The 25908-nt window shown below is 72.6% G+C and carries 26 protein-coding genes and 1 tRNA gene; 17 read left to right on the forward strand and 10 right to left on the reverse strand.

The window, feature by feature from the left end; all coding sequences use genetic code 11:
- Window positions 1–265 precede the first annotated feature (265 nt).
- The gene (locus tag ACIBEJ_RS51705; protein ID WP_397190433.1) at window positions 266–412 is read right to left on the reverse strand and encodes a hypothetical protein; all 147 of its coding nucleotides are present in this window, start codon (window positions 410–412) and stop codon (window positions 266–268) included.
- 50 nt (window positions 413–462) lie between these two features.
- Between ACIBEJ_RS51705 and ACIBEJ_RS51710 the strand changes: the two genes are divergently transcribed.
- The 3 genes from ACIBEJ_RS51710 to ACIBEJ_RS51720 all read left to right on the forward strand — a co-directional run bounded on the left by ACIBEJ_RS51710 (window position 463) and on the right by ACIBEJ_RS51720 (window position 1701).
- Window positions 463–798 (forward strand): hypothetical protein, encoded by a 336-nt coding sequence (locus ACIBEJ_RS51710; protein ID WP_397190434.1) that lies wholly within the window; start codon window positions 463–465, stop codon window positions 796–798.
- A gap of 94 nt (window positions 799–892) precedes the next feature.
- Window positions 893–1318: a hypothetical protein gene (locus ACIBEJ_RS51715; protein WP_397190435.1), complete on the forward strand. Its 426-nt coding sequence runs from the start codon at window positions 893–895 to the stop codon at window positions 1316–1318.
- Complete coding sequence (locus ACIBEJ_RS51720; protein ID WP_397190436.1) at window positions 1255–1701, forward strand: tyrosine-type recombinase/integrase; 447 nt, start codon at window positions 1255–1257, stop codon at window positions 1699–1701. The genes ACIBEJ_RS51715 and ACIBEJ_RS51720 overlap by 64 nt, the downstream gene beginning before the upstream one ends.
- A 36-nt stretch (window positions 1702–1737) precedes the next feature.
- Here ACIBEJ_RS51720 and ACIBEJ_RS51725 read toward each other — a convergent pair whose 3' ends face one another.
- The 4 genes from ACIBEJ_RS51725 to ACIBEJ_RS51740 form a co-directional block, all read right to left on the reverse strand.
- On the reverse strand, window positions 1738–2211 hold the full coding sequence (locus ACIBEJ_RS51725; protein ID WP_397190437.1) for a hypothetical protein: 474 nt from the start codon (window positions 2209–2211) through the stop codon (window positions 1738–1740).
- Window positions 2208–3374 (reverse strand): hypothetical protein, encoded by a 1167-nt coding sequence (locus tag ACIBEJ_RS51730; protein WP_397190438.1) that lies wholly within the window; start codon window positions 3372–3374, stop codon window positions 2208–2210. Before ACIBEJ_RS51730 ends, ACIBEJ_RS51725 begins: the two co-directional genes overlap by 4 nt.
- A complete protein-coding gene (locus ACIBEJ_RS51735; protein WP_397190439.1) occupies window positions 3344–3610 on the reverse strand; it encodes a hypothetical protein in 267 nt (88 codons plus the stop codon). The genes ACIBEJ_RS51730 and ACIBEJ_RS51735 overlap by 31 nt, the downstream gene beginning before the upstream one ends.
- Before the next feature lie 699 nt (window positions 3611–4309).
- Window positions 4310–4384 (reverse strand) — tRNA-Arg (locus ACIBEJ_RS51740).
- 117 nt (window positions 4385–4501) lie between these two features.
- Here ACIBEJ_RS51740 and ACIBEJ_RS51745 point away from each other — a divergent pair.
- Window positions 4502–4888, forward strand: a complete 387-nt coding sequence (locus ACIBEJ_RS51745; protein WP_397190440.1) for a response regulator transcription factor — start codon at window positions 4502–4504, stop codon at window positions 4886–4888.
- Here the strand turns inward: ACIBEJ_RS51745 and ACIBEJ_RS51750 are convergent.
- On the reverse strand, window positions 4845–7625 hold the full coding sequence (locus ACIBEJ_RS51750) for an ATP-binding protein (protein WP_397190441.1): 2781 nt from the start codon (window positions 7623–7625) through the stop codon (window positions 4845–4847). The two genes, ACIBEJ_RS51745 and ACIBEJ_RS51750, sit on opposite strands and share 44 nt — an antisense overlap.
- Window positions 7626–7998: 373 nt before the next feature.
- Between ACIBEJ_RS51750 and ACIBEJ_RS51755 the strand changes: the two genes are divergently transcribed.
- The 12 genes from ACIBEJ_RS51755 to ACIBEJ_RS51810 all read left to right on the forward strand — a co-directional run bounded on the left by ACIBEJ_RS51755 (window position 7999) and on the right by ACIBEJ_RS51810 (window position 20356).
- Window positions 7999–8493, forward strand: a complete 495-nt coding sequence (locus ACIBEJ_RS51755; RefSeq protein ID WP_397190442.1) for a (2Fe-2S)-binding protein — start codon at window positions 7999–8001, stop codon at window positions 8491–8493.
- Window positions 8480–9460: an FAD binding domain-containing protein gene (locus ACIBEJ_RS51760; RefSeq protein ID WP_397190443.1), complete on the forward strand. Its 981-nt coding sequence runs from the start codon at window positions 8480–8482 to the stop codon at window positions 9458–9460. Before ACIBEJ_RS51755 ends, ACIBEJ_RS51760 begins: the two co-directional genes overlap by 14 nt.
- Window positions 9461–9575: 115 nt before the next feature.
- Window positions 9576–11801 (forward strand): xanthine dehydrogenase family protein molybdopterin-binding subunit, encoded by a 2226-nt coding sequence (locus ACIBEJ_RS51765; protein WP_397190444.1) that lies wholly within the window; start codon window positions 9576–9578, stop codon window positions 11799–11801.
- A gap of 71 nt (window positions 11802–11872) precedes the next feature.
- The gene (locus ACIBEJ_RS51770) at window positions 11873–12268 is read left to right on the forward strand and encodes a nuclear transport factor 2 family protein (RefSeq protein ID WP_397190445.1); all 396 of its coding nucleotides are present in this window, start codon (window positions 11873–11875) and stop codon (window positions 12266–12268) included.
- Between the two features lie 32 nt (window positions 12269–12300).
- Entirely contained in the window at window positions 12301–13488 is a 1188-nt protein-coding gene (locus ACIBEJ_RS51775) for an ABC transporter substrate-binding protein (RefSeq protein WP_397190446.1), read from the forward strand.
- Entirely contained in the window at window positions 13488–14345 is an 858-nt protein-coding gene (locus ACIBEJ_RS51780; RefSeq protein WP_397190447.1) for a branched-chain amino acid ABC transporter permease, read from the forward strand. Before ACIBEJ_RS51775 ends, ACIBEJ_RS51780 begins: the two co-directional genes overlap by 1 nt.
- Window positions 14332–16065, forward strand: coding sequence for an ATP-binding cassette domain-containing protein (locus ACIBEJ_RS51785; protein ID WP_397190448.1), 1734 nt, complete (start codon window positions 14332–14334; stop codon window positions 16063–16065). The genes ACIBEJ_RS51780 and ACIBEJ_RS51785 overlap by 14 nt, the downstream gene beginning before the upstream one ends.
- The gene (locus ACIBEJ_RS51790; protein WP_397190449.1) at window positions 16062–16748 is read left to right on the forward strand and encodes an ABC transporter ATP-binding protein; all 687 of its coding nucleotides are present in this window, start codon (window positions 16062–16064) and stop codon (window positions 16746–16748) included. Before ACIBEJ_RS51785 ends, ACIBEJ_RS51790 begins: the two co-directional genes overlap by 4 nt.
- On the forward strand, window positions 16745–18307 hold the full coding sequence (locus ACIBEJ_RS51795) for an amidohydrolase (RefSeq protein WP_397190450.1): 1563 nt from the start codon (window positions 16745–16747) through the stop codon (window positions 18305–18307). The genes ACIBEJ_RS51790 and ACIBEJ_RS51795 overlap by 4 nt, the downstream gene beginning before the upstream one ends.
- 21 nt (window positions 18308–18328) lie before the next feature.
- Complete coding sequence (locus ACIBEJ_RS51800) at window positions 18329–19126, forward strand: class I SAM-dependent methyltransferase (RefSeq protein WP_397190451.1); 798 nt, start codon at window positions 18329–18331, stop codon at window positions 19124–19126.
- A 55-nt stretch (window positions 19127–19181) separates the two neighbouring features.
- Window positions 19182–19799 (forward strand): LysE family translocator, encoded by a 618-nt coding sequence (locus tag ACIBEJ_RS51805; protein ID WP_397190452.1) that lies wholly within the window; start codon window positions 19182–19184, stop codon window positions 19797–19799.
- Window positions 19800–19804: 5 nt separating this feature from the next.
- Window positions 19805–20356, forward strand: a complete 552-nt coding sequence (locus ACIBEJ_RS51810; protein WP_397190453.1) for a TetR/AcrR family transcriptional regulator — start codon at window positions 19805–19807, stop codon at window positions 20354–20356.
- Here ACIBEJ_RS51810 and ACIBEJ_RS51815 read toward each other — a convergent pair.
- Genes ACIBEJ_RS51815 through ACIBEJ_RS51830 form a run of 4 tightly spaced genes read right to left on the reverse strand, consistent with a single transcriptional unit; the run spans window position 20340 to window position 24556 of the window.
- Window positions 20340–21536, reverse strand: a complete 1197-nt coding sequence (locus tag ACIBEJ_RS51815; RefSeq protein WP_397190454.1) for a hypothetical protein — start codon at window positions 21534–21536, stop codon at window positions 20340–20342. The two genes, ACIBEJ_RS51810 and ACIBEJ_RS51815, sit on opposite strands and share 17 nt — an antisense overlap.
- A gap of 9 nt (window positions 21537–21545) precedes the next feature.
- A complete protein-coding gene (locus tag ACIBEJ_RS51820) occupies window positions 21546–21926 on the reverse strand; it encodes a RidA family protein (RefSeq protein WP_397190455.1) in 381 nt (126 codons plus the stop codon).
- A gap of 9 nt (window positions 21927–21935) precedes the next feature.
- Window positions 21936–22994 carry an alanine racemase gene (locus ACIBEJ_RS51825; RefSeq protein ID WP_397190456.1) on the reverse strand — a complete coding sequence of 353 codons (1059 nt, stop codon included), beginning with the start codon at window positions 22992–22994 and terminating at the stop codon, window positions 21936–21938.
- A gap of 29 nt (window positions 22995–23023) precedes the next feature.
- On the reverse strand, window positions 23024–24556 hold the full coding sequence (locus ACIBEJ_RS51830; RefSeq protein ID WP_397190457.1) for an amidohydrolase family protein: 1533 nt from the start codon (window positions 24554–24556) through the stop codon (window positions 23024–23026).
- A gap of 74 nt (window positions 24557–24630) precedes the next feature.
- On the opposite strand from ACIBEJ_RS51830, the gene ACIBEJ_RS51835 reads away from it, so the two are divergent.
- On the forward strand, window positions 24631–25818 hold the full coding sequence (locus tag ACIBEJ_RS51835) for a glycosyl hydrolase family 8 (protein ID WP_397190458.1): 1188 nt from the start codon (window positions 24631–24633) through the stop codon (window positions 25816–25818).
- Window positions 25819–25908: the final 90 nt, after the last annotated feature.

The following is a 25908-nucleotide window of genomic DNA, read 5'->3' on the forward strand; positions in this document are numbered from 1 at the left end:
AGCCTGGTGATCCAAAAGGACCTCGGGGCTCATCCCGGTTTCGGGAGCGGCCGATACCAGGGTGAGACTTCCCCGGGCGGCGAAGAAGGTGACAGAGCTGGCGAGCTCGGCGAGGTTTCCATGATCGGAACCCTAGAAGCCGACACCGACAGTTATCGATCTAGTGCGTTCCGCAGCAGTCACTGCGGTCTGCGGAATCCTGGAGGCGCGCGCTCGGTCTCAGCGGATAATGACGGTCTGGGAGCTCCAGAACCAAGGGCGAAACTCAGCGGATAATAAAGAAGGGTGCCGGGTGAGGGAGGAAACGCCGGCCCATCGCACCGGCCAGCGTGAGATCGACGGCCTGCTGGACGCCGCCGACGCCGAGCATCAGGCGCTGGCCGAGCTGCAGGTGATCGGTCAGGCCGAGCACGTCGTGACCCGATCCCACCACGCCGAGATCGCCGCCGAGCCCCAGGCCCTGTGGAGCGGGTACGGCGGGCCGACGACGAGATGCGCGCCGCCCAGGAGAGCGGGGCGGCGGACCGGATCGCCGCGGCGGCCGAGGCCCAGGACCGTACGTGGGCCGACTTCCGGCGCCGCTCCCCCGCCCTGATCGCCGAAGCCCAGCGGCTGCTGCAGGCGCGACTCGAGCACACCGGGGCCGTGCTCGGTCAGGTCGGCACCGCCTGGGCGGCCGAGGAGCAGGCCCGTGACGCCCTGGCCGGCCGCCCTCAACCCGAGACAGCACCCGAGGCGGCCGATCCCCTGCGGCCTGCTGACCCGGCTGATCCGGCCGACGGCCGGGAGGGGGCGTGAGCATGGGCGCGTCCGTCACCCCGATCCGGCCCGCCGCCGGCCTCGCCACGGCCGCCGAGCAGGCGCTCGCCGCCGCGTATCGGCACCTCGATCGGTGCAAGCTGGCGGCCAACACGGTCAAGGCCTACAAGCGGCAAGCTCCGCCTACACCGCCTGGCTGACCGGGACGGCCGAGGCCGCCGGGCACGACAACGCCTTCACCGACACTGTCGGCGCCGAGGCCGCGGTCACCGGCTGGCGCCGGCACCTCGTGCAGGGCAAGGCCTCGCCCGCCTCGATCAACCAGGCGCTGGCCGCGGTCAAGCTGCTGTATGCCCAGTCCGGGCTGCGCATCGAGGTCAACCCGCCCGGCTGCCCAGGCCGGGCGAGCCCGACGCCCTCACCGCCGCGCAGCAGGGCCGCGTCGAGCGCGCCGCCGCCCGCCGCGGCGCCCGCGACCGGGCGATCGTGGCGACGATGCTGTACGGCGGCGCCCGCGTCGAGGAATGCGCTCGCCTGCAGGTGGCCGACGTGCAGCTGACCGCGCGGACCGGGCAGCTGCGCCTGCACGGCAAAGGCGACGAAGTCCGCACCATCGCGCTGCCACCGGCCGCCCGCCGGCAGCTGGCCGCGTGGCTGGACGAGCGCGGCACCCACGGCGGGCCGCTGTGGGAAGGCCAGCGCGGCCCGCTCACCCTGTCCGGCATCACCCAGGCCGTCCTGGCCGTCGGCGACTCCGCCGGCCTGACCGGGCGGCGTCCGCACCGGCTGAGCCACACCTACGCCACCCGGCTACGCGAAGGCGGCGCCGACCTCGCCCAGATCCAAGCCCTCCTCGGTCATGCCTCTCTCGACACCTCCGCCCGCTACTTCCGCGCCGGCACCACCGAACAAGCCGAGATCGTCGAACGCATCTTCACCTGACCGGCAGATCGGCAAGAAGGTTAAGCACCAGCCTGATCACTCCAGCGGGCGAGGCCTGCGCGGGCGTTCAGCGTGTCTGGATGGCCGAGGCCAAGAACGCGTTCGCGGACGGGCAGCAGCTCGGCGTACATGTCGCGGGCGATCGCCGCCTCCCCCCGCGCGGCCCGTCCAGGAGGCGAGGTTGGCGCGGGCAATCAGCGTCTCGCGGTGCTCGGGCCCGAGGGCTTCGGCCTGGGCGGTGTAGCGGGCCTGTTGCAGGGTCTTGGCGGTGGCGTAGTCTCCGCTGGCATCGGCGAAGTCGATGACCTTGTGCATAGTGTGCGAGCCGGGTGGGGTGACGGCGCGGGCGTGCGGGAGTAGCCGGAGGTAGCGGGGCCAGTTCGCGCGGGCTCGGGGATCGGCGGGCAGCGCCCAGTCCAGCAGGTCGGCGGCGTAAGTGCGGGTCTGGTCGCGCTGGGTGGTGGTGAGCTGGTGCCAGATGACCGCTTGGGTGAGCCGGTGGATGCTCACGCTCTCCTGATCGTCCACATGCTCGTGATCGTCGGCGTCGGGGTTCGCGGCCGTAGGGGTCGGGTCGGTGGGGTGGGTGGTGAGGGTGATGAGGCTGTAGGAAGCCAGCAGCGCCAGGGCCTCGTTGACCGCCTGCTCGTCGTCGGCCGCGCCGGCCAGGACGGTGGCGGGCAGGTGGTCGGGGGCGTAGCAGGCCAGCAACCGCAGCAGAGCTTCGGCCAGCGGGTTCTGCTCGGCAACGCGGGTGCGGCTGACCTGCCATGCCTTGGCCACCACGCGTTCGGCGTTCCCTCCGGCTGCGGCGGTGGCGAGCATGCGCTCGGCACCTGCCGCAGCAGCGGCAGGTAGCCGGCCGGGGTGCAGCGCGGCGTAGCGGCGATGTAGGCGCCCGCCTGGGTCAGCGCCAGCGGCAGGTCCCCCAGCTCGGCGGCCAGCTCGTCCAGGGCAGCGGCGTGGGCGGCGTGCGGCGGGCCGATCAGGTCGCCCAGCAACCGGATGGACGCTTGGCGGGGCAGGGTGTCCAGCCGCAGCGGCGTGACACCCAGGCGCTGCCAGCCGACGTCGCGCCGGGTGGTGATCAGCACATGCCCGCTCGTCAGCCGGGCCAGGTGCGGCTCGAGGTGCGGGGGCTCTTCGACGTTGTCGAAGATCAGCAGCCAGCCGGCACGGCCGGCCAGCCAGGCAAGAGCCCAGGCGGCGGCCTCCTCCGGCGAGGCCTGGGCGGCGGCGACCGAGTCGGTCCCGGCCACCAGCGCGCGAGCCAGCCCGGCCTGGATCTGGGCCGGGCTGTCGGCGTCGATCCACCACACCAGGTCGTAGTCCAGGCGGCGGGCGAAGGCGTACTGCAACGCCAGCTCGCTCTTGCCGACCCCGCCCAGCCCAACCACGGCCTGGCTGATCACCCCCGTGCCAGTGCCTGATTCCAGCGTGGTCGCCAGTTCCTGCCACGCCTCCTGCCGTCCGACGAACCACGAGGCCGGGCGGCGCGGCAGCCCCAGCAGCCCGGACGGGTCGGCCACCCCGGCCGACGGCGGCAGCGGCGGGCGGCGCGCCTCTTGCACGTCTCCGGTGATCAACGTGTGGACGTCGCCGCTGATGGCCGGCGCACGCTCGCGCGTGCTGACCGGCCCGTTCACCGTGCCGGCCAGCAGCCCGCCGGACATCGTGCCGACCGCGGGCGCGTTCTCACCGCTGGTGGAGACCGAAGGCGCCCCCGGCTCCCCACGGCCGTCGACCGCCGCTGCAGCCACCAGCCGACCGACCCGAAGACCAGGGCGGCCAGCATGCTGATCACACTGGCCCGCTTGTCCAGCGCCTCCAGCGTCTTGTCGGGCAGGTCCAGCGGATCGGCCAGGAAGAACCACAGCACGCCCACGACCACCAAGATCAACGCGAGCACCAGGAGCACCCGGCCAGCCAGCCACCGTCGACGCCCCGACGGCGGGCCTGCCGGGGAAGACACGCCGGGAGACCGCCTACTACACCTGTCTGCCCGCGCGTGGCTACCGGCCCGAAGGGCATCCTCCGACCGTCTACGTGCGCGAAGACCGCCTGATGGAGGGCATCACCGAGTACTTCGCCCGCAACGTCTTCGGCCCGGCTCGAAAGGCCCGCCTGAGCAGCGCCCTCATCCAGGCCAGCGAGCGAGAGGTCGACGCACACGCTCAAGGTTGCAGGGCGCTGCAGCGCCTCATCGAGGACCTCGATGCGCGCAGAGCCCGCCTCATCACCACCCTGGAGACCACTGACGATCCTACAGGTGACCTCGCTCGCGACATTCAGGAGCGTACGGCCGCGCTGGCCAGCCAGAAAGCCGACAAGGTGGCGCAGCTGCGTGATCTGGAGAGGATACCGCCGGTGCGTCAGGCGCCCGATCTCCTCGATGCTCTGCCTACGGGCGTCCCAAGCCTGGACGGATTGCCCGAGGAACTGCTCCGGAGGTTGTTTGATGTGTTTCGCTTGCGGGTCCGCTATGACAAGGCCACGCACATAGCCACCTGTACAGTGACCTTGACAGGTGACACCATCGACGTGGCAAGAGCTACCTCGGAAGGAGCCCTGGAAAAACCAAACGGGCTCGTCGCCGTGCCCGTTTGTATGGTGCCCCCTGCAGGATTCGAACCTGCGCACCCGGCTCCGGAGGCCGGTGCTCTATCCCCTGAGCTAAGGGGGCTCCAACGAGCCCTAAGGCTATCAGCATCCTGCCACCACTCCGCACACGATAAAGCTCCGGGCACACATCCATCGAAAACCGCACGTGACCACCCCGTCACGGGTTAGCTTCGTGGCCGTGGGCGACGTACTGGGCAGAGTTCTGGTTGTCGATGATGACGAGGTCATCCGGCAGCTCATCGCGGTCAACCTGACCCTGGAGGGGTTCGAGGTGGAGACCGCGACCGATGGTGCGGACTGTCTGGATCGTGTGCAGGATGTCATGCCCGACGTGGTCACCCTGGATGTGATGATGCCGTGTCTCGACGGGTGGGTCACGGCGGATCGGTTGCGGAATGACGAGGCCACCAGCCATATCAAGGTGGTTCTGATCACGGCTCGGGCTCAGGATGACGATCGGCGCCGGGGGCTGGGGATCGGGGTGGACGCGTACCTGACGAAGCCGTTCGATCCGGCTGAACTCATTCAGGTGGTACGCGATCTGGCTGCCCGGGCGCGTAGCTGAGTTCGGAGAGCAGGCCGCGGGAGCGGGCGGTGGCGGCGGCCTGGGTTCGGGTGGAGGCGTCGAGTTTGCCCAGGATATTGGAGACGTGGACGCTTACCGTCTTCTGGGCGATGTACAGGCGTTCGGCGATCTCCCGGTTGGTGAGGCCGTCGGCGACCAGGCGGAGGACTTCCAGTTCGCGGGCGGTCAGGGAGCCGTCGGTCGCGGCGGTGGTGAAACGGGCTCGGCGGGCGAACTCCTCCAGGGCCGACGCCAGCGGGACCGCTTTCAGGCTTTCCGCGGCATCTCGGGCCAGGAGCCAGGTGGCGTGGGCGGCCTCGCGGTCGCCGGTGGACAACTGGGCTTCGGCCAGGCGCCAGCGGGCTCTGGCCGTCTCGTAGACGAAGCCGTAGTCGAACGCCTCGACCACCGCCTGCCACAGGGCAACGTCGTGGCGGCCCTGCACGCGTACCCACTCGGCTTCGACGCGCAGTGCCCACGCGCGGCCCTCAAGGCCCATCGGGCCGCGTTTGCCGTCGGGGCCCGCGACGGCGGCGCGGGCGCGTTCGCGCAGATCGTCGGCTTCGTCGGTACGGCCCAGCTCCGCCAGCGCCCACAACCCGGTGGCGCACACCCGCAGGTTCGCCGGATCGGCGGGGATGAGCTGCGCCATGCAGGCGCGGACGTGTTCCCACGCGGCGGTGGGGTCGCCCTTCCAGAGGGCGTCCTCGGCGGCGAGGCCGCGGGCCATGTAGGTGACGAGGTCGTTCGACCAGAAGGGGCGCAGCCAGTCGATGCGGGGGCCGACGGCGGGCAGGCCGCGGGCGACCTCCACGAACAGGGCGAACGACGACAGGATCGCCTCGGGCACCGTTCCCACGCGGGCGCCGAAGGTTCCGGCCACCCGTTCGGCGTCGTCCCATTCGCCGGCCACGTAATGGATGAGGAAACGAAGGAAGCGCAGGTCGGTGCCGTACGTGCTCCAGTTCAGCCCGGTCTCCTCCGCCAGCCGGATGCCGCTGTCGGTGACGGTGGCCGCTTCGACGAGGTCGCCCTGCTCGTACAGGAGGCGGGCGCGGGCGAACTCGGCGCGCAGGTCCATGGCGAGGTCGCCGGAGCTGCGGGAGGTGGCCTCCTCGTAGCAGGCGGCGGCGGTGGAGAAGTCGCCGTCCAGTTCGGACAGCAGCGCGAGGCTGATCAGGGCGCCCTTCTCCGCGTCGCGGGCGCCGGCGGAGCGGGCCGCCTCCAGGGCGCGGCGGGCGCGGGGGGCGACCTCGGCGTGGCGGTCGGTCCAGGCGAGGGCGCGGGCGCTGGTGGCCAGGGCGCGGGCGAGTTCGGCGGGGGTGCTCGCGGTTTCCACCGCCGACTCCGCCGCTTCTACGGCTGCCTCGTCCTGGCCGAGTTCGGCCAGGTAGTAGGACAGGCGTTCGTTGACCTGGGAGGTGGGCGGGAGGGCGCGGAGCTGGGTGACGGCGCGGTGGTTGTCGCCGCTGTCGGCGGCCATGACGGCGCTGCGCAGGGCCAGGTCGGCGCGGCTCTCCGCGGCCAGGGACGCGGCGTCGGGAACGCGGTCCCAGAGGCTGAGCGCCTGGTCGTAGTGGCGGTGGGCCTCGGCGGGCGCGCCCAGGCGCTCGGCCTGGCGGCCGGCTTCGGCGGAGGCGGTGAGGGCGCCGGACAGGTCGTGGCCGGCCAGGTGGTGGTGGGCGAGCTCGGCGGGCGAGGTGAGCCGGGTGGCGAAGGCGGCGTGGAGCCTGGTGCGCTCGCCTGGCAACAGGTCGGTGTAGACGGCTTCCTGGAGGAGGGCGTGGCGGAAGGCGTAGCCGTACCCGTCGACTCTGAGGAGTCCGCGCGAGACGATCTCGCGCACGGCCTCCTCGAAGTCGGCGAGTGGCAGGCCGGAGACCTCGCGCAGGAGCACGTCCTCGACGCGGCGGCCGGCGACGGCGGCGGCGCGCAGGACCTGCTGGCCGGGCTCGGAGAGGACCTCCACGCGCGACATCAGCAGGCTGGCCAGGCCGTCGGGGAGCGTCTCGCCTTCCGAGAGGGCGGCGTAGAGCTCCTCGGCGTAGAAGGGGTTGCCGTCGGCGCGGCTGACGATCTCGCTCAGTTCTCGTCGCTCTATGTCACCGAAAGTCGCGACATAGTCGGAGATTTCGGCTGCGGGCATGGGGCCCACGTCGACCGCCGTCACGGCGGGCAGGCGTTTGAGCTCGGCCAGGACGGAGCGGAGGGGGTGGCGGCGGTGCAGGTCGTCGGTGCGGTAGGTGCCGACGAGGCAGACGCGCTCGCTCTGCAGCATGCGGCTCAGGAACACCAGCAGGTCGCGGGTCGAACGGTCGGCCCAGTGGAGGTCCTCGATCACGAAGAGCACCGGTTGGACCTCGGCGAGCAGGCCCAGGAGCGAGCCGAACAGGCGTTGCTGCGTCAGGCCCGAGGAGGGGGCGCTCTCGCCGCCTGGGAGGAGTTGTTCCAGGACGGGGCGGTTGGCGACGGCGTCGCGCAGGGTGGGGTCGGCGCCGCGGAGGGCGTCGGCCAGGGGGAGGTAGGGGAGGGCGTCGCCCAGTTCGGCGCACTGGCCGATCATGACGTTGAAGCCGCGCCGGCGGGCCTGGGCTACCAGCTCGCAGGTCAGACGGGTCTTGCCGATGCCGGCGTCGCCGCCGACCAGCGCCACGCCGGCGGTGCCGTCGCCGGCGGTTTCGAGCACGCGGACCAGTCTCCTCAGCTCGGCTGAGCGTCCGATCAGAAGACTGTTCATCTCAGTCACTCTATAGGTCACACATCATGATGTTTTACGGCCCAGCCGCACCCCCACCACCCGCCGACGTGCGCTTGTGCCGATCGGGGGGATCGCTTCTCACGTCGGACGGGGCTGGCCGCCGTCACGGCCCGCGTCCACCCCCTAAGTGGTCCCCTCTTTACTCCCAAACCGGGACCAGACCTGCGTCAACCAGAGGCGTACCGGGAGATCGGGGACGGAGGCCGAGGCGGAAGGCCGAGGCGGAACTGCGGGGCGGAAGGGCGGGGTTGGGGGACAAATACCCGCAGAGTGGGGCGTACTTTGCCCGGTGAAAACCCGGCGACTTGGACACTGCTGGAGGAAGGGCGCAGGAGAACGCTGAGGAGCTCCTATGGATGGTCCGCCGCAGAAACGAGAGCGCGGCCCCGAACCCGCCAAGCTGTCCCTGTCCGTGAACGGAGCCACCCTGGTGGCCGAGGTGGAGCCGCGGGCCAGTCTGCTGGACACCCTGCGCGAGACCCTGGACCTCACCGGCACCAAGAAGGGCTGCAACCAGGGCGCCTGTGGTGCCTGCACCGTGTGGGTGGACGGGCGCCGGGTGGTTTCCTGTCTCACGCTGGCGGTCGCGTGCGAGGGCAGGGAGATCACCACGATCGAGGGCCTGCACGAGCATCCCATGCAGGACGCCTTCCTGGCCTGTGACGCGTTGCAGTGCGGCTACTGCACGCCGGGACAGATCATGTCGGCGGTCAAGCTGCTGGAGGAGGGCCACGCGGACGACGACGCCGAGATCGCGGAGTGGATGAGCGGCAACATCTGCCGCTGCGCCGCGTACCCGAACATCCGCCAGGCGATCCGGGAGGTGCGCGACGGTGCATGCCATTAGTTACGCCAGGGTCGGTGACGTGGACTCCGCGTTGGCCGAAGGGGCCGAGCCGGACAGCAGGTTTCTGGCCGGGGGGACCACCGAGGTGGACATGCTCCGCATCGGCGTGGCCCAGGAGCGGCGGGTCGTGGACATCAACGACCTGCCGCTCGGCGGGATCGAGGAACTTCCGGACGGCGGCATGCGGCTCGGGGCGCTCGCCAGGATGAGCGACGTGGCGGCCACGCCAAGCGTGCGGGAACGGTTCCCGATGATCGCGCAGGCGCTGGAGCTGAGCGCCTCGGCGCAGTTGCGGAACATGGCCTCCATGGGCGGCAACATGATGCAGCGCGTGCGGTGCGGGTACTTCCGGGAGACCGACATGCCCTGCAACAAGCGGGAGCCGGGTTCCGGGTGCGGGGCCGAGGGTGGGTTCCATCGGGGGCATGCCGTACTCGGGACGAGTGAGCACTGTTTCGCCACCCACCCGTCGGACGTCGCGGTGCCGTTGGTGGCGCTGGACGCGGTGATCCACCTGCGCGGCCGGTACGGCGGGCGGACCATGCCGCTGGAGGACTTCTTCCTCCTGCCCGGCGACACACCGGAACGCGAGCACCCGATCGAGCACGGCGAGCTGATCACCGCGATCGAGGTGCCGTCGGCCCCGGTGGCGCGCAGGTCGCTGTACTGGAAGGTGCGTGACCGGGAGTCGTACGAGTTCGCGCTGGTCTCGGCGGCCGTGGCGGTCACGGTCAGCGACGGCGTCATCCGCGAGGTACGGCTGGCGCTCGGCGGCGTGGCCACCAAGCCGTGGCGGGCCAGGACGGCCGAGGGCCTGCTGACCGGCGGCCCGGCCATCCGCGACGCGTTCGAGGCGGCGGCCTCGGCCGAGCTGGCACCGGCCGTCGGCAGACCGCAGAACGCCTTCAAGATCGAACTGGCCAAGCGCACGATCGTGCGGGTCCTGGAAAAGGTGACGGCCGCATGACCACCAAACGCGACGGTCCCGGAACCGGCGACGCCACATCACGGACGCCACATCACAACGGACCCGGAACCGGCGACGCCACATCACAGCGGTCCGGGGGAAGGGTGAGGGGCGCATGACCACCACACTCATCGGTCAACCGGTCACCCGGGTCGACGGCCGTGCCAAGGTGACCGGGGCCGCCAAGTACACGGCCGAGGTCTCCTTGCCGGGGATGCGCCACGCCGTGATCGTGGGTTCTGAGGTAGCCGCCGGTCGGGTGCTGGCCGTGGACAAGGCCAGTGCCATGGCGGAGCCGGGCGTGCTGGCCGTACTCACGCACGAGGATCTTCCGAGGGTGGCCGCGCAACCGGTCCTCGTGCTCTCGCTGGCGGGCACGATCGCCAACGGCCAGAGCTTCTTCCCCATGCAGGACGAGGTCGTCCACTACGCGGGCCAGCCGGTGGCGATCGTCGTGGGCGAGACGCTCGACGCCGCCACCCGCGGCGCCGAACTGCTGCGGGTGACCTACGAGCGGGCCGAGTCGATCACGGTGATCGACCAGGGCCGCGACGACACCTACATCCCGGAGAAGGTTCTGGCGGGGCTGGCGCCCGGTCAGATGGGGCGGGGTGACGTCACGGAAGGGCTGGCCGCGGCGGAGCTGACGGTGGAGGCCACGTTCACGTTCGCGGCCAACCACCAGAACCCGCTGGAGATGTCGGCCACGGTCGCGGCCTGGGACGACGGGCAGCTCACGCTGTGGGACGCCACGCACGGCCCGACCGCCACCCAGATGACGGTCGCGAACCTGCTCGGCATCCCGGCCTCCCGCGTCCGGGTGATCACCCGGTTCGTCGGGGGCAGTTTCGGGGCCAAGGCGATGATCTGGGCGCATCCGACGCTGGCCGCCATGACCGCGCAGATCATCCGCAGGCCGGTCAAGCTCGCGCTGACGCGGGAGCAGATGTTCACGGGGTGCGGGCTGCGGGAGGACAACGAGCAGACGATCACGCTCGGGGCCACCGCGGACGGACGGCTGACCGCGATCCGGCACCAGAAGCTCTCGATCACCTCGCCCTTCGACGACTGGGCCGAGCCCGCGCTGAGCGGGTCCGGCGAGCTCTACGCCTGCGACAACTTCGCCGCCGCCTACCACCTGATCAAGGGCAACACGATGACGCCCACGTTCATGCGCGGACCGGGTGAGACGGCGGGGCTGGCCGTACTGGAATGCGCGATGGACGAGCTGGCCGAGCGGGCCGGGCTGGACCCGATGGAGATCCGGCTGCGCAACCACGCCGACGTCGATCCGGAGAGCGGGCGGCCCTGGTCGAGCAAGGGGCTCAAGGAGTGTTACGCGCGGGGCGCCGAGCTGATCGGGTGGGCCGATCGCGACCCGCGTCCCGGCACGCGGCGCGAGGGCGACTGGCTGATCGGCACGGGTATGGCCACGGCCATCTATCCGATCTATCCGCTGATGAACCCGCAGAGGGCGCGGGCCAGGCTGTACGCGGACGGCACGGCCGTCGTCCAGACCGCGGCCTCCGACATCGGCACCGGCGCGGCCACGGTCCTGACCCAGATCGCCGCCGAGGGGCTGGGGCTGCCGCTGGAGATGGTCAGGGTGGAGTACGGCGACACGTCGCTGCCGTTCCTGGCCGCCTCGGTCGGCTCGACGGGGTCTACGGCGGGCGGCAACGCCGTGCACCTGGCGGCGACCGGGCTGCGTGAGCAGCTCATCGCCCAGGCGGTGCAGGACGAGGGTTCGCCGTTGCACGGCGCGGATCCTGAGCTGGTCAGCGTCGCCGACGGCGTCATGACCGGGCCTTCGGGGTCGGAGAGCTACGGCGAGATGCTCGGCCGCAACTACGTGCCGGAGACCGAGTACCTGGGCACCTACCACCACCGGGTGGACGAGGAGCACGCGCTGCTGAACTTCGGGGCCCAGTTCGCCGAGGTCGCCGTGGACGCCGAGCTGGGCGTGGTGCGGGTGCGGCGGATGGCGGGCGTGTTCGCGCCCGGCCGCGTGCTGAACCACAAGACCGCCCGCAGCCAGCTCATGGGCGGCATGATCTGGGGGCTGTCGCAGGCGTTGCTGGAGGCCAGCCACATGGACCCGCGCTACGGGCGCTGGGCCAACCAGAGCCTGGGCGACTACCTGGTCCCGGTCAACGCGGACGTGCCCGAGGTGCTGGTGGAGACGGTGGAGGTGGACGACCCGTTCGTGAACCCGCTGGGGGTCAAGGGCATCGGGGAGATCGGCATGGTGGGGATGGCGGCGGCGATCGCCAACGCGGTGCACCACGCCACGGGGCGGCGGGTGCGCTCCTTCCCGATCACGATCGAGTCGCTGCTCTGACGAGAGGCCGTTCCCCGGAAGGAAGGAAAGCTATATGATTTCATAGACGACTTCATGGAGGAAGGATGGCCATGACCGGCAGGAACCTGGAAGCCGTCCGTGAGTCCTACGCCGCCTCCGCCCGCGGCGACATCGAAGGCATCCTGGCCCTCCTCGCCCCGGACGCCCGCTGGACCGAGATGGCGGGCTTCCCCTACGCGGGCACCTACGTGGGCCGTGACGAGGTGCTCGCGGGGGTCTTCTCCCGCCTGGGCGGCGAGTGGGAGGACTACCGGGCCGATCCCGAGGAGTACGTGGACGGCGGCGACACCATCGTGGTGATCGGCTTCTACAGCGGCGTCTACCGGGCGACGGGCAAGGGGATGCGGGTCCGCTTCACCCACGTGTGGAAGCTGCGCGACGGGGTGGCCGTCAGCTTCGAGCAGTTCACCGACACCGCGCTGGTGGCCGAGGCCCTCAGCGCATAGGGGGCACTTCATCGCACGAGAGGCCCATCGTCATGATCGCTTCCAGGACGTTGTCCGTCTTATCGCTGCTCGCCCTGGCGGGCTGCGGGCTCGCCGACTCCCCCACCGCCGGACGGGACGCCCCGGGCGCGGGCGTCATCCGGGTGGGCGCGGTCAGCTCGCTCAGCGGCCCCGTCACCTTCCCCGACTCCTCCGCCGCCGCCAAGGCCGTCTTCGACCGGGTCAACGAGCAGGGCGGCGTCAACGGCCAGAAGATCGAGTACCTGGTCGCCGATGACAAGGGCGATCCCGCCGCCGCCGCGCAGGCGGCCCGTGACCTGGTCACCAACCAGGGCGTCGCCCTGCTGGCCGGATCCGCGAGCCTGCTGGACTGCGCGGTCAACGCCCCCTTCTACGTCCAGTCGGCGATCGTCTCCGTCCAGGGCACCGGCGTGGACCCGACCTGCTTCGAGTCTCCGGCCATCTCGCCGGTCAACACGGGGCCGTACCTCAACATGGCGATCAACATGTACTACGCCTCCGAGGTGCTCAAACGGGATCGGGTCTGCATGTTCCTGGCGATCCTCGGCAACACCAACGACGCGTACGGCGGCGCCGTGCGGAGCTGGTCGAAGCTGACCGGCAAGAAGCTCACGCTCGACGACCGCACGGTGAAGCCCGACTCCGACCCCACCCCGTTCGTCCTGCGCGCCCGCGCCTCCGGCTGCCAGGCGGTCCTCTACAACGGCACCGAGCCGATGGCGATCGCCTGGATGAAGGTGGTCAGGCAGCAGAACGTCACCGGCGTCGACTGGCTGCTCACCACCGCCCCCTACACCGAGGCGGTCGCCAAGGCGCTCGGCCCCGACGGCGACGGCACCTACGCCAACGCCGAGTTCGAGCCCTTCACCGACACCGCCTCGCCGGTGCTCAAGGACTGGCGCGAGCTGATGGCGGCCAAGAAGGTCCCGCTGACCTCGTTCGGCCAGGGCGGATATCTGGCCGCCACCTACGTCGTCGACACGCTCAAGGGCATCAGGGGCCCGATCACCCGCGAGGCGGTCAGCCAGGCGTTCAAGGCGCTCAAGCCCATCGAGAACCCGCTGGTCGGCACCCCCTACGAGTTCGGGACGGCGGCCAAGCACCGGTCCAACCGGGCCGGGAAGATCGTCCGGCTGCGCGGCGGGACCTGGCAGGTCGTGACGCCCGACTGGGTGCGGTACCCGGGGACGCTCGGCTGATGCTCCAGGGCCTGGTCTCCGGGCTGGCCGCCGGCGGCACCTACGCGGCGCTCGGCCTGCTGCTCACCGCCATGTACCGGCTGACCGCCACCGTCAACCTGGCCGTCGCCGCGACCGGCATGGCCGGGGTCTACGTGATGGCCGCGCTGGCCGAGGCGGGCCTGCCGTACCCGGTGGCGGCGCTCGCGGGGGCGGCGGCGGGGGCGCTGACGTCGGCGGGGTGCGGGGCGGTGATGGTGCGGTGGTTCGCGGGCAGCGGCGCCCAGCTCCGCACGGCGGTCTCCATCGCGCAGCTCATCGGGATCATCGCGCTGGCCTACATCCTGTTCGGCGACACCCCGAGGGTGCTGCAGAACCCGGCGGGCGCGCCGGTCGCCGCGCTGGCCGGGGTGGTGGTCACCTGGGGCACCCCGGCGCTGGTCGCGCTGGCGGCGCTCATCGGCGGCGGCACCCACCTGCTGCTCGCGCGCACCTCGCTCGGGCTGCGGCTGCGCGCCATGGCCGAGCGGCCGGTCACCACGGAGCTGCTGGGCATCGGCACCCGCGGGCCGGCGCTCGCGCTCTGGGCCGCCGCGGGGGCGCTGGCCACGCTGGTGTTGTTGCTGGTCGCCCCGGTGCGCTCCAGCGACATCCTGTCGCTGAGCATGCTCATCGTGCCCGCCTGCGCCGCGGCGCTGGCGGGCGGGCTGACGCGGCTGCCCGGCGCGCTGCTCGGCGGGCTGGCGCTGGGGCTGCTGGAGGGCCTGCTGGCCGGTTCCGCGGCGGTGCGCGAGTACCGCGACGCGGTGCCGTTCGCGGCCATCCTGCTGTTGCTGCTCTGGAGCAGGCGCGGGGAGGTGTGGGATGCGGCCCGCTGAGCGCACCGTCCGCGCGGGACCGACCGCCCGCGCCCCGGCCGTCCGCGTGGGGCTGACCGCGCTCGTCCTCGCCGTTTTCGCGTACGGCCTGGCCGCCCTCCTGCCCGCCTACTGGGTCTTCCTGGCCATGTCCGCGGTCATCTCCGGCGTGCTCCTGCAGAGCCTCGGGGTGATCGCCGGGCAGGCCGGGATGGTCTCGCTGTGCCAGGCGGCCTTCGCCGCGATCGGCGCCTGGAGCACCGCCCAGCTCAGCCTGTGGGGCGTGCCGGGCGGGCTGTACGTGTGGCTGCCGCTGGCGGGCCTGGCGGCGGTGCCGTTCGGGCTGCTCATCGGGCTGCCCGCGCTGCGCCTGCGCGGGGTGCACCTGGCGATCGTCACGCTCGGCTTCGCGGCGACCGTGGACGTCGTGCTGGCCGCGGCCTCCTTTCCCGGCGTGGACCTGGGGCTGAGCGTGGGGCGTCCGGCGGGGCTGAGTTCAGAGCGGCAGTACTTCCTGTTCTGCGCGGGGGTGTTCGTGCTGGTCGCGGTGGCGCTGGCGGTGGTGCGGCGGACCAGGTGGGGCGCGGCGTGGCGGGCGTTGCGCGAGTCGGAGCGGGCCACCGCGGCGGCGGGTACGAGCGTGCCGGGGGCCAAGCTGAGCGCCTTCGCGGTCAGCTCGTTCGTGGCGGGGCTGTCGGGGGCGCTGCTGGCCGGGCAGCTCGGGATGCTGCTCGCCCGCAACTTCGACCCCGGCCAGTCGCTGACGGCGTACGCGGTGGCGGTCATGGCGGGGGCGCACCACGCCGAGGGCGCGCTCATCGGCGGCGCGCTCGGCGTGCTGGTGGCGGAGCTGCTGAGGCGGCTGGGCATCCCGCAGCAGTGGGCGAACGTGGTCTTCGCCGTCGGCGCCATCCAGGCGTTCACCCAGGGCGCGGGCATCAGCGACGCGTTGCGCGCGGTCCTACGGCGGCGCGCCCGCGTTCGGCCGGTCGCGCCCGTCCCGCCCGTGGAGCGGGCGGCCCCGCCGGCGGTCACCGGCACGGCGCTGCGGATCGCCGGGCTGAGCGTGCGCTACGGGCAGGTGGCCGCCGTCCGGGACGTGTCACTGGAGGTCCGGGCGGGCGGCCTGCACGGCCTGGTCGGGCCGAACGGCGCGGGCAAGTCCTCGCTGGTCGACGCCGTCACCGGCTTCACCCCCAGCACGGGCGTCGTGGAGCTCGCCGGGCACGACCTGGACGGCCGCCGGGCCCACCTGCGGGCGCGGGCGGGCCTGCGCAGGACGTTCCAGCAGGACCGCGTGCCCACCGGGCTGACCGCGGGCGAGTACCTGCGCTTCGCCGCCCGCCGTCCCCTGACCGCCGCGGAGCCCGCCGAGGCGCTCGGCGACCTGGTCGGCGTCGATCCCGGGCGGATGGTCGCCGACCTCGACGTGGGCACCCGGCGGCTGCTGGAGGTGGCGGGGGCGCTGCTGTCGCGTCCCGTGCTGGCGGTGCTGGACGAGCCCGCCGCCGGGCTCGGCCACGCGGAGACCGAGCGGCTCGGCCGGTGGCTGCGCGCGGCTCCCGGCCGGTACGGCTGCGCCGTCCTGCTCATCGAGCACGACCTCGACCTCGTCCGGGCGGTCTGCGAGCGGGTCAGCGTCATGGACTTCGGCCGGGTCATCGCCGAGGGCCCGCCCGCCGAGGTCTTCGCCGACCCCCGGGTGCTGCGCGCGTACCTGGGCGAGGAGGTGACGGCGTGACGCTCACCCTGCACGGGCTCACCGTGGCGCGCGGCGGGCAGCCGGTCGTGCGCGAGGTCAGCCTGAGCGCCGGGCGCGGGCAGGTCAGCGTGCTGCTCGGCCCGAACGGCGCGGGCAAGACCACGCTGCTGGAAGCGGTCTCCGGCATCCTGCCCAGCCGTTCGGGACGGATCACGCTCGACGGACACGACCTGACCGGACGGCCGCGCACCCGCCGGGCCAGGCTCGGCCTGGCGCACGTCGAGCAGAGCCGGGCCGTCTTCGCCACCCTCACCACCCGCGAGAACCTCCTGCTGGCCGGCGACCCCGGCCGCGCGCTCGCGCTCTTCCCCGAGCTCGCGCCCCGCCTGGACGTGCGGGCCGGGCTGCTGTCCGGCGGCGAGCAGCAGATGCTCGTGCTGGCGCGGGCGATCCTGCGCGAACCGGCCGCGCTGCTCCTGGACGAGATGTCCATGGGCCTGGCCCCGGCGGTGGTGCGCAGGCTGCTGCCGGTCATCCGCGCGCTGGCCGACGAGGGATGCGCGGTGCTGCTGGTGGAGCAGTTCGCGCATGCCGCGCTGGCGCTGGCCGACGCGGCGTACGTGCTGGCGCGCGGCGCGCTCACCTACGGCGGCGACCCCGCGCCGCTGCGGGCCGACGACTCCGCGCTGCGGCGCGCGTACCTGGGAGAGGAGCGTCCATGACGGGCGCGGATCTGGTGCTGGTCGGCGGGCGGGTCCTGACCATGGATCCGGCGCTGCCGTACGCGAGCTCGGTGGCGGTGCGCGGCGGCGAGATCGTGCACGTCGGCGAGGACGCCGCGCGGTGGGCCGGGCCCGGTGCCGAGGTGGTTGACCTGCGCGGGCGGCTGCTGCTGCCCGGCATCAACGACTCCCACGCGCACGCCGTCGGATACGGGCTGCACCGGCCGCCGTTCTGCCTGGACGTCGCGCTCGGCTCCGTCGCCGCCGTCCAGGCCACACTCGCCCACGCGGTACGGCAGGCCAGGCCGGGCGCCTGGATCAGGGGCATCGGCTGGCACCCGGGCCGGCTGGCCGAGGTGGCGGCGGGACACGTGCTGACCTCGGCCGACCTGGACGCGGTGGCCCCCGGCCATCCGGTGGTGCTGCAGGATTTTTCGGGCCATACGGTCTGGGCCAACAGCGTGGCGCTGCGCCTGGCCGGGGTCGCAACGTCGGATGGCGTGCTGCACCACGGCGAGCAGAGCCTGGTCATGCGGGCGGTGCCGCACCCGGAGGGCGGGCTGGCCGCGGTGGTGCGGGAGGTGGTGGCCGAGTTCAACCGGCTCGGCATCACGAGCTTCACCGAGCCGGGGCTCGGGCCTGGCGGCGAGGAGGCGTTCGCGGGCGGCATGAGCGGGGCCGCGCTGGACGCCTACGCGGCGCTGGCTCGCTCGGGCGAGCTGACCGCGCGGGTGAGCGTGCTGGGGCTGCCCAGCCCGATGTCGGGCGCGTCGGTGGCCGACACCCGGGCCTGGCTGGCCGATCCGCCCCGGCTGGACGAGGTCGATCCTCGGGTGCTGCGGCTGCTGGGGGTCAAGGTGTTCGCCGACGGCATCCCGCCCTCCGAGACGGCGTGGATGCGGGAGCCGTACCCGTCGGGCGGGCACGGCGCGCTGTGCACGCGCGGGGAGAGCGACGCCGAGCGGCTGGCCGAGCTGGCGGAGATCATGCGGCTGGTCCACGAGGCCGGGCTGCAGCTCGGCGTGCACGTGGTGGGCAGCCGGGGCGTCGACGCGGTGACGGCGGCGCTGGCCGCCCTGCCGGGAGGGGCGCGGCACTACCTGATCCACGGGCAGTTCGCGGGCGAGCGGGCGCTGGCCACGCTCGCCGGGCTCGGCTACGGCATCAACCTGCAGCCGGTGCTCCAGGCCATGGAGTCGGACACCACTCGCGCCCTGTTCGGCGCGGGCTGGGTGGAGCGGGAGTGGCCGGCGCGCTCGGCGCTCGCGGCCGGCGTGGTCACCGCGTGCAGCTCCGACGCGCCGGTGACCGGACCCGACTGGCGGGCGGGGGTGGCCGCGCTGGTCTCCAGGAAGGGGCAGGGGCTGACGCTGGAGGAGGCGCTCGCCACCTACACGCGCAACGCCGCCTGGCAGGACCACGCCGAGGACTGGAAGGGCACGGTCGGCGTCGGCAAGGTCGCCGACCTCTGCGTGAGCGCGGCGACGGCGCCGGAGGAGCTGACCGACGCGCCGGTGGATCTCACGGTCTTCGGCGGCAGGATCGTGCATCGGGGCTGAGCGCGCGGCTACCGTTCGAGCATGGGTGGGGACATCTGGGCGCTCGGCGCGGCCTACGAGAACTACATGGGCCGGTGGAGCCGGCCGGTGGCGGCGGCGTTCGTGGCCTGGCTGGGCGTGCCGGCCGGGCGGCGCTGGCTGGACGCGGGCTGCGGCACGGGCGCGCTGTCCGCGGCGGTGCTGGCGGGCGCCGCGCCGGCCGAGGTGGCGGCGGTCGATCCGTCGGCCGGGTTCGTCCGGCACGCGCGTGAGCTGCTCGCCGGGGCGCGAACCGGGTTCGCGCTCGCGGACGCGCGGGCGCTGCCGTTCGCGGACGGGCGCTTCGGCGCGGCCGTGTCCGGGCTGGTGCTGAACTTCGTGCCGCGCCCGGAGGCGGCCGTGGCCGAGCTGGCCAGGGTGACCGCCCCCGGCGGCACGGTCGCCGCCTACGTCTGGGACTACGCCCGGCGGATGGACCTGATCAGGGCCTTCTGGTCGGCGGCCGTGTCACTCGACCCCGGCGCGGGCGCGCTGGACGAGGGCGCCAGGTTCCCGCTGTGCCGTCCCGAGCCGTTGCGCGCGCTGTGGACGGAGGCGGGGCTGGGCGGGGTGCGGGTCGAGGCGATCGAGGCCGACGCGGTCTTCCGCGATTTCGACGACTACTGGCTCCCCTTCCTCGCCGGGCAGGGCCCGGCCCCCAAGTACGCGGTGTCGCTGCCCGAGCAGCGCAGGGCGGCGCTGCGGGAGCGGATCCGGGAACGGCTGCCGGCGGCCGAGGACGGGTCGATCACCCTGCGGACCCGTGCCTGGGCGGTGAGCGGGACGGTATTGGACCACTGAAACACCACCCCATTGGACTCCGTACGCGGACCAAACCTCCCCTAACGTCGTAGGCATGATCGCCCTTCCCACCCTGGCCCTGTTCGCCGTCACCGCGCTGGCCCTCGTCGTCATCCCGGGGCCGAACCACCTCTACATCGCCGCCCGCGGCCTGGCCCAGGGGCGCCCCGCCGCCCTGGCCAGCGCCTTCGGGGTCGAGGCGGGCACGCTGGTGCACATACTCGCCGCCGCCGCCGGGCTTTCTTACGTGATCACCCAGTCGGCCACGCTGTTCTCGATCGTCAAGTGGGCCGGGGTGGCGTACCTCTTCTACCTGGGCGTGCGCGCACTCACCACCAAGGAGGAGCAGCACGCCCAGGCGCCCGAGCCGCAGCCGCTGCGCAAGGTGTTCCTCGAAGGTCTGGTCATCAACATCCTGAACCCGAAGGTCACGCTGTTCTTCCTGGCGCTGCTGCCGCAGTTCGTGGACCAGCGCGCCGGCTCCCCCGCGCTGCAGATCGTCGTGCTCGGCGCCATCCTGCTGGTGCTCGGCCTGCTGTCGGACATGATCTACGCCTTCACCGCGGGCGCGCTGGGCCGGCGGATGGCCACCAGGGCGCGGGCGCTGCGCAGGTTCTCCGGTGTGGTCTACCTGGGCCTGGGCGTGGTCACCGCGCTCACCGGGAGAAGATAGGCCGCATGGCACCGAGGAAGCAGCGGGAGATCTTCGAGGCGACGCTGCGGCTGCTGGCCGACAAGGGCTACGACGGGCTGACCGTCGAGGGGGTCGCGGAGACGTCGGGCGTCAACAAGACGACGATCTACCGCTGGTGGCCGTCGAAGGCCGCGCTGCTGGCGGCGGCGCTGGTCGAGGCGGACATGCTGAGGTTCGAGGCGCCCGACACCGGGTCGCTGCGCGGCGATCTGGTCGCGCTGGTGGAGGCGCTGGCCGAGCTGCTCACCGAGCCTCCGGGGCGGGATGTGGCGGTGGCCGCGCTCGGCGCCGCCGTACATCATCCCGAGATCGACGCGCGGCGCTTCTTCGCCGACCGCCTCGCCCGCGAGCGCGCGGTCTTCGAGCGAGCGGTACGGCGCGGCGAACTGCCCGAGTCGGCCGACCCGATGCTCGTCATGGACCTGCTGGCAGGGGCGGTCTGGGTGCGGGCCGTGTTCAGGGGCCTGCCGCTGGGCGAGGACTTCGCCGCCGAGGCGGTCGCGGCCGTACTGGACGGCCTCAGCCCGCCTCGGTGAGCGCGGACGGGATGCGCTCCAGCACCGGGTGCGGCACCAGCCCGTAGGCGTAGAAGTCGATCGCCGCCGCGCCGGCCGCCTTGGCGCCGAGCGCCTTGGCCACGAGCCGGTCGGTGGAGTCGCTGTCGGGGTAGCCGGGCCGCAGCACCGCCCGCACCTCCCTGTCCTTGCCCACCGAGCGCAGGTAGGCGCCGACGTCGTCGGCCACCCGGGCGGCGTCGCGGGCGTAGGCGAGCACCCCGAAGGCGGGCACCAGGTCGCCCAGCGCGACCAGGTCGACGCCGAGCTGCCAGGCGTCGTGGGCGGCCAGGCCCGGCGAGGGCAGGCCGTCGCGGTAGCCCTTGACCGAGCCGGTGTAGTCGATGAACACCAGCTTGGAGCCCTCCTCCGCCACCGCGGAGGCCACCTCGGACACCAGCGTGGTCACGGTCTCGGAGCGGGCGCGGGCGTAGGCCACGACGTCGGGACCGGCGTAGGCGGTCAGCGCGGCCCTGGTCACCTCGCCCTGGGCGGCGGGGTCGCCGTCGAAGACGCCGCCGACGATCCTCGCGCACTCATCGCGCGCCACCTCTGCGTTGACGCCCAGGTCGGTGGCGCGGCGCATGCAGTAGTCGCAGAAGCACAGGCCGAACAGGTAGTTGTCCATGGGGCCGAGCGGGACGAACGAGCGTTCCGGGCGCAGCGGCCTGAAGTGCAGCGACTCGGCCACCACGCTGTCGACGCCGAGCCTCGCCACCGACCTGGCCAGCGCCACGGCGTACTCGCGCACGTCGGGGTGGGCCGGGCACAGGTCGGTGAGCGAGCCGCGGTCGCCGAAGCAGTCGCGCACGGTCACGTCGGGATGCCGGGTGCCGAGCGTGAGGTTGCGCAGGAAGACCGTCCAGCCGTGGAGCTTCAGCCCCCGCTTCGAGCACGCCTCGCGGACGCCGTCGAGGGCGTCCGCGTAGCCGGGGACCGGCGTGAGGCGCAACCCGGAGAACAGGTCGTGCGGCGGGACGAAGTGGGCGCCGTCGTGGCGCAGGGTCAGCCTGGACAGCCCGTGCGGGGTGACGTCGCGGGAGCCGTGGTGCACGGCGCCCACGGTGATGCCGGCCGTGCCGTACCCGGCGACGCGGTCGAGCACCCTGTCGACGCCCTCACCCCGGAGGTCCTCGACGAAGACGTATACCGAACTGTCCACGGGTTGACCTTACGCGCTCTTGTGCGCGACGAAGTCGATCTCCACGAGGATGTCCATCAGGTCGGATCCCACCGTGGTACGGACCGGGAAGGGCTGGCTGAAGTACGACTTGTACACCTCGTTGTAGGCGGCGAAGTCGCGCTTGAGGTGCTGCAGGTGCACGGTGGCCTTGACCACGTCGTCGAAGCCGAGCCCGTGGGCGGCCAGGACCGCGCCGAGGTTCTTCATCGTCTGGTGCGTCTGGGCGGCCACGTCGTCGCCGACGACCTCGCCGGTCACCGGGTCGAGCGGCCCCGCGCCCGAGGTGTAGACGAAGTCGCCGACCACGAGGCCCTGGGAGTACGCCCCGACGGGAGCGGCGCCGTCGTTGGTGCGGATTTCCTTCTTCACGAGATCTCCCTAGAAATGCGTGGTTATGGTGCCGACCTGGCGGTAGTCAGGGTCGACGAGCGGCAGCGAGCGCCACTTGTCGAAGGCGGTGCAGGGGTGCGAGATGCCGAAGGAGAGCACGTCACCGGGTCGCAGGCCGTCGCCGTGCACGACCGTGTGCTGGTCCTGCATCTTCACCACGGTCAGCCCCGCGCGCCTGGGCACCGCCAGGCCCTCGTCGTAGGGGGCGTCGCGCTTGCCCATGCCGACGATCGCCAGACCGGGCTCGGGGGTGGACAGCACGTGCGCGAAGATCTCGAAGGCCGGGCGCAGCTCGCCGTCGATCCTGTTGAAGGGGGTGCGCTCGCGGTAGTAGCCGTCGTCGTGGGTGACGTACGCGCCGCTGCGCAGCACGACCGTGGCCTGGGTGGTGACCAGTTCGCGGCCGATGACGTCGAACCACTGGCTGCCGCCGACGGTCAGGATGGGGTTCCTGACCCGGAGGTACTCGACCGCGTCCTGGAGCTGGCCCAGATATTTCCGGACTTCGTCGGCCGAGGTGAGCGATCCTTCGTACCCGGCCACGCCGGCCAGCGACACTCCATCCGAAGTCTGGATATATCCGGCCAGATCTACCAGCTCGTCCACCGACCGGCAGCCGCCACGGCCGCCCGCGTGCCCCAGCTCGGCCAGCACGCGGAACCCCCGCGCGGGAGCGTGCGCGCGCAGGATGTCCACGCCCTCGCGCGAGTCGGCGAAGCACAGGAAGTCGAACCCGGGGTCGCGCTCCAGCTCGGCGGCCAGCCAGTCGAGGCCGACCGGGTCCACGATCTGGTTGGCCAGCAGGATCCGGCTCGCGCCGAACCCGCGCACGATCCTCGCCTGACGGGAGTTGGCCACGGTCAGCCCCCACGCGCCCGCGCCGAGCTGCATAGCGGAGATCTCGGGCGACAGATGGGTCTTGGCGTGCGGCGCGAGCTCCAGCCCGTGACCGCGGGCGAAGGCCGCCATCGTGGCCACGTTGTGCTCCAGCGCGTCGCGGTGCACGACCATCAGCGGCAGCTCGGACTCCGCGAGAATTCCCTGCACGATGCCCCCATTCATCCGAGTTGACCTTATCAACGAGAGCGCAGCGCGCGGCCCGGTGCGGCCCCGGTCAGCTCGCCTCCCGCCAGCACCTGGACACCGGAGACGAACACGTCGTCCACCCCCGAGGCGGGCGCGCGCGGCGCGGCGTAGGTGGCCTCGTCGCCGACCTTGGCCGGGTCCAGGACGATCAGGTCCGCCGCCGACCCGGCGCGCACCAGCCCGCGCCCGTCCAGCCCGAAGCGGCGGGCCGGGTGGGAGGACAGGTGCACCACCGCCTCCTGCCAGGTCCAGTCGCCGAGCTCGCGCACGTGCCGGCCGAGGAAGCGGGCGAAGGCGCCCCAGCCGCGCGGGTGCGGGTGGCCGCCGACGTAGATGCCGTCGGAGCCGCCGGTGTGCACGGGGTGGCGCAGGACCCGGCGGACCGACTCCTCGCCCTCGGGGCCCTCGTCGGGCCGCGCGGTCACACACCCGGCCTCCAGCCGCGTGTCGATGAGCAGCTTCTTCGCGAACTCGGCCGGCGGCAGCTCGGCGCGGGCCGCCGCCTCCACGATCGTCAGCCCCTCGGCCCAGGCCGAGCCGGGCGCGTGCGAGATCGTCAGCCTCGGCCAGGTCTCCTCCAGCGAGGCCCACCAGGAGTCGAGGCCGGGCGAGGCGAGCATCTCGATGGCCCGGTCCACCTCGGCCCCCGGCACCGACGGCGGCAGCACGACCATCGCCAGGATCGTGCTCCCCCGCAGGTAGGGGTAGGTGTCGAAGGTCAGGTCGACGTCGTCGGCCAGCGCGCGCTCCACCAGCGGCAGCAGCACGCCGGCCGGCCCGTGCAGGTGCGAGACGTGCACCGCCGCCCCCGACAGTCGCGCGATCTCGCCGACCTCGTCCATGCCGATCGCGGCCTTCGCGCCATAGGCGCGCATATGGGTGACGTACGGCAGGCCGCCCAGCGGAGCGCAGAGCGCCGCCAGTTCCCCGGCCGAGGCGTACCGTCCCGGCAAATACTCCAGTCCGCTCGACAGCCCGACGGCCCCCTCGCCCAGCCCGCGCTCCACCCGGGAGAGCATCGCCGCGATCTCGGCGGGCCCGGCCGCGCTCGGCGAAGGGCCCATGACGTCGTAGCGGATCGTGCCGTGCGGCAGCAGGTAGGCGGTGTTCAGCGCGACCTTCCGGTCGTAGCCGTCCAGCAGTTCGCCCACCGAGAGCGGCCCCTCGTGCGGCAGCCGCCCGTTGACGGCGGTGAAGTAGCGGGTGGCATAGGCCACGGTCGCGGCCGAGCCCGGCGCGAACGACAGCCCGTCCTGCCCCAGCACGAACGTGGTCACGCCCTGCCGCAGCGCCGCGAGCTGCACCGCCGGGTCGAAGACGGCGGCCTCGCCGTGCGCGTGGCAGTCGATGAACCCGGGCGCGACGAACCGCCCCGCCGCCTGCACGACCCGCGCCGCCTGCCCGCCGTCCAGCCGTCCGACGGCGGCCACGCGGTCGCCGCTGAGCGCCACGTCGGCCCGGTACGGCGGGGCGCCCGTCCCGTCGAGCACCCGGCCACCGCTGATGATCACATCGAAAGCCACTCAAGGATTAAACCCGATTTGGCACCCAGGCTGCCGTTCTCATACCGTCTGGCGACTCAGCAGAAGGGACACCCGTGCGCCGCCTGACCCTCATCTCCCTCGCCGTCCTGCTCGCGGGCGCGGCCGGATGCGCGGGCGGGCAGCCCGCGGCGCGGACCGCGCCTGCCGGCGCCGCCACCACGGCCGCGGACGGGCCGGTGCCGTTCGGCAGCCACCGCGTGCCGTACGCGCAGGGGGTGCTGCGCCCGAAGGGCGACGCGGACGGGCAGGTGCGCGACTACTACGCCGGGTGGAAGGCGGCCTTCGTCACCGCGAAGTGCGGCTCACGGCAGGTGATCTCGCCGGACGCCGACCACCCGTACGTCGCCGAGGCGCAGGGCTACGGCCTGGTCATCGCGGCCACGATGGGCGACAGGGAGCTGTTCGACGGCATCCTTGCCTACGTCGAGGCGCACCCGTCGGTCAACAACCCCGACCTGCTGGCCGCCGAGCAGGACGGGAAGTGCGAGAGCGTCAACGGCTCCGACTCGGCCACCGACGGCGACCTCGACGTGGCCTACGGCCTGCTCATGGCCCAGCGGCAGTGGGGCGGCGGCTACCGGGACAAGGCGGTCAGGCGGATCGCCGCCATCAAGGAGTCGGAGGTGAACCCCGACACCAAGCTGGTCAAGCTGGGCGACTGGGCCACCCAGGACGACCCGCTGGCGAAGGTCTCGCGCACCTCCGACTGGATGATCGACCACTTCCGGGCCTTCGAGAAGATCGACCCGGCCTGGGCGGAGATCCGGCGGGCGCACCAGAAGCTCATCGCCGAGATCCCCGGCGAGACCGGCCTGCTGCCCGACTTCGTCAAGGACGGCCGGCCGGTCAAGGGCGAGGTGCTGGAGGACCCGCACGACGGCGACTACAACTGGAACGCCCTGCGCGACCCCTGGCGCATCGGCGCCGACGCCGTGACCAGCGGCGACCCCGCCTCCACGGCCGCCGCCCGCAAGATGAGCGCCTGGATCTCCAAGGTCGGCGACCCGAGGAGGATCGCCGGCGGCTACACCCTGGGCGGCAGGCCGCTGGAGGAAGGTCCTGAGCCGGCGTTCGTGGCGCCGTTCGCGGTGGCCGCGCTGGTCCAGCCGGACGGGCAGGTCTGGCTGGACAAGCTGTGGGCGTACCTCACCTCGCGGAAGATCGGCGAGAAGGACTACTTCGCGGCCACCGTGCAGCTCCAGTCGATGATCGTCGCCTCCGGCAACCACTGGGTGCCCTAGATCGTTGATGTGAAATATCAGTGGTCGTAGGCGGTCAGTGACCGTTTCACGGATGCGTCGGTGTTCCAGTTGTGCCAGATAGCGGCGTTA

This window comes from Nonomuraea sp. NPDC050790 (genome assembly GCF_044456745.1).
GTDB lineage: Bacteria > Actinomycetota > Actinomycetes > Streptosporangiales > Streptosporangiaceae > Nonomuraea.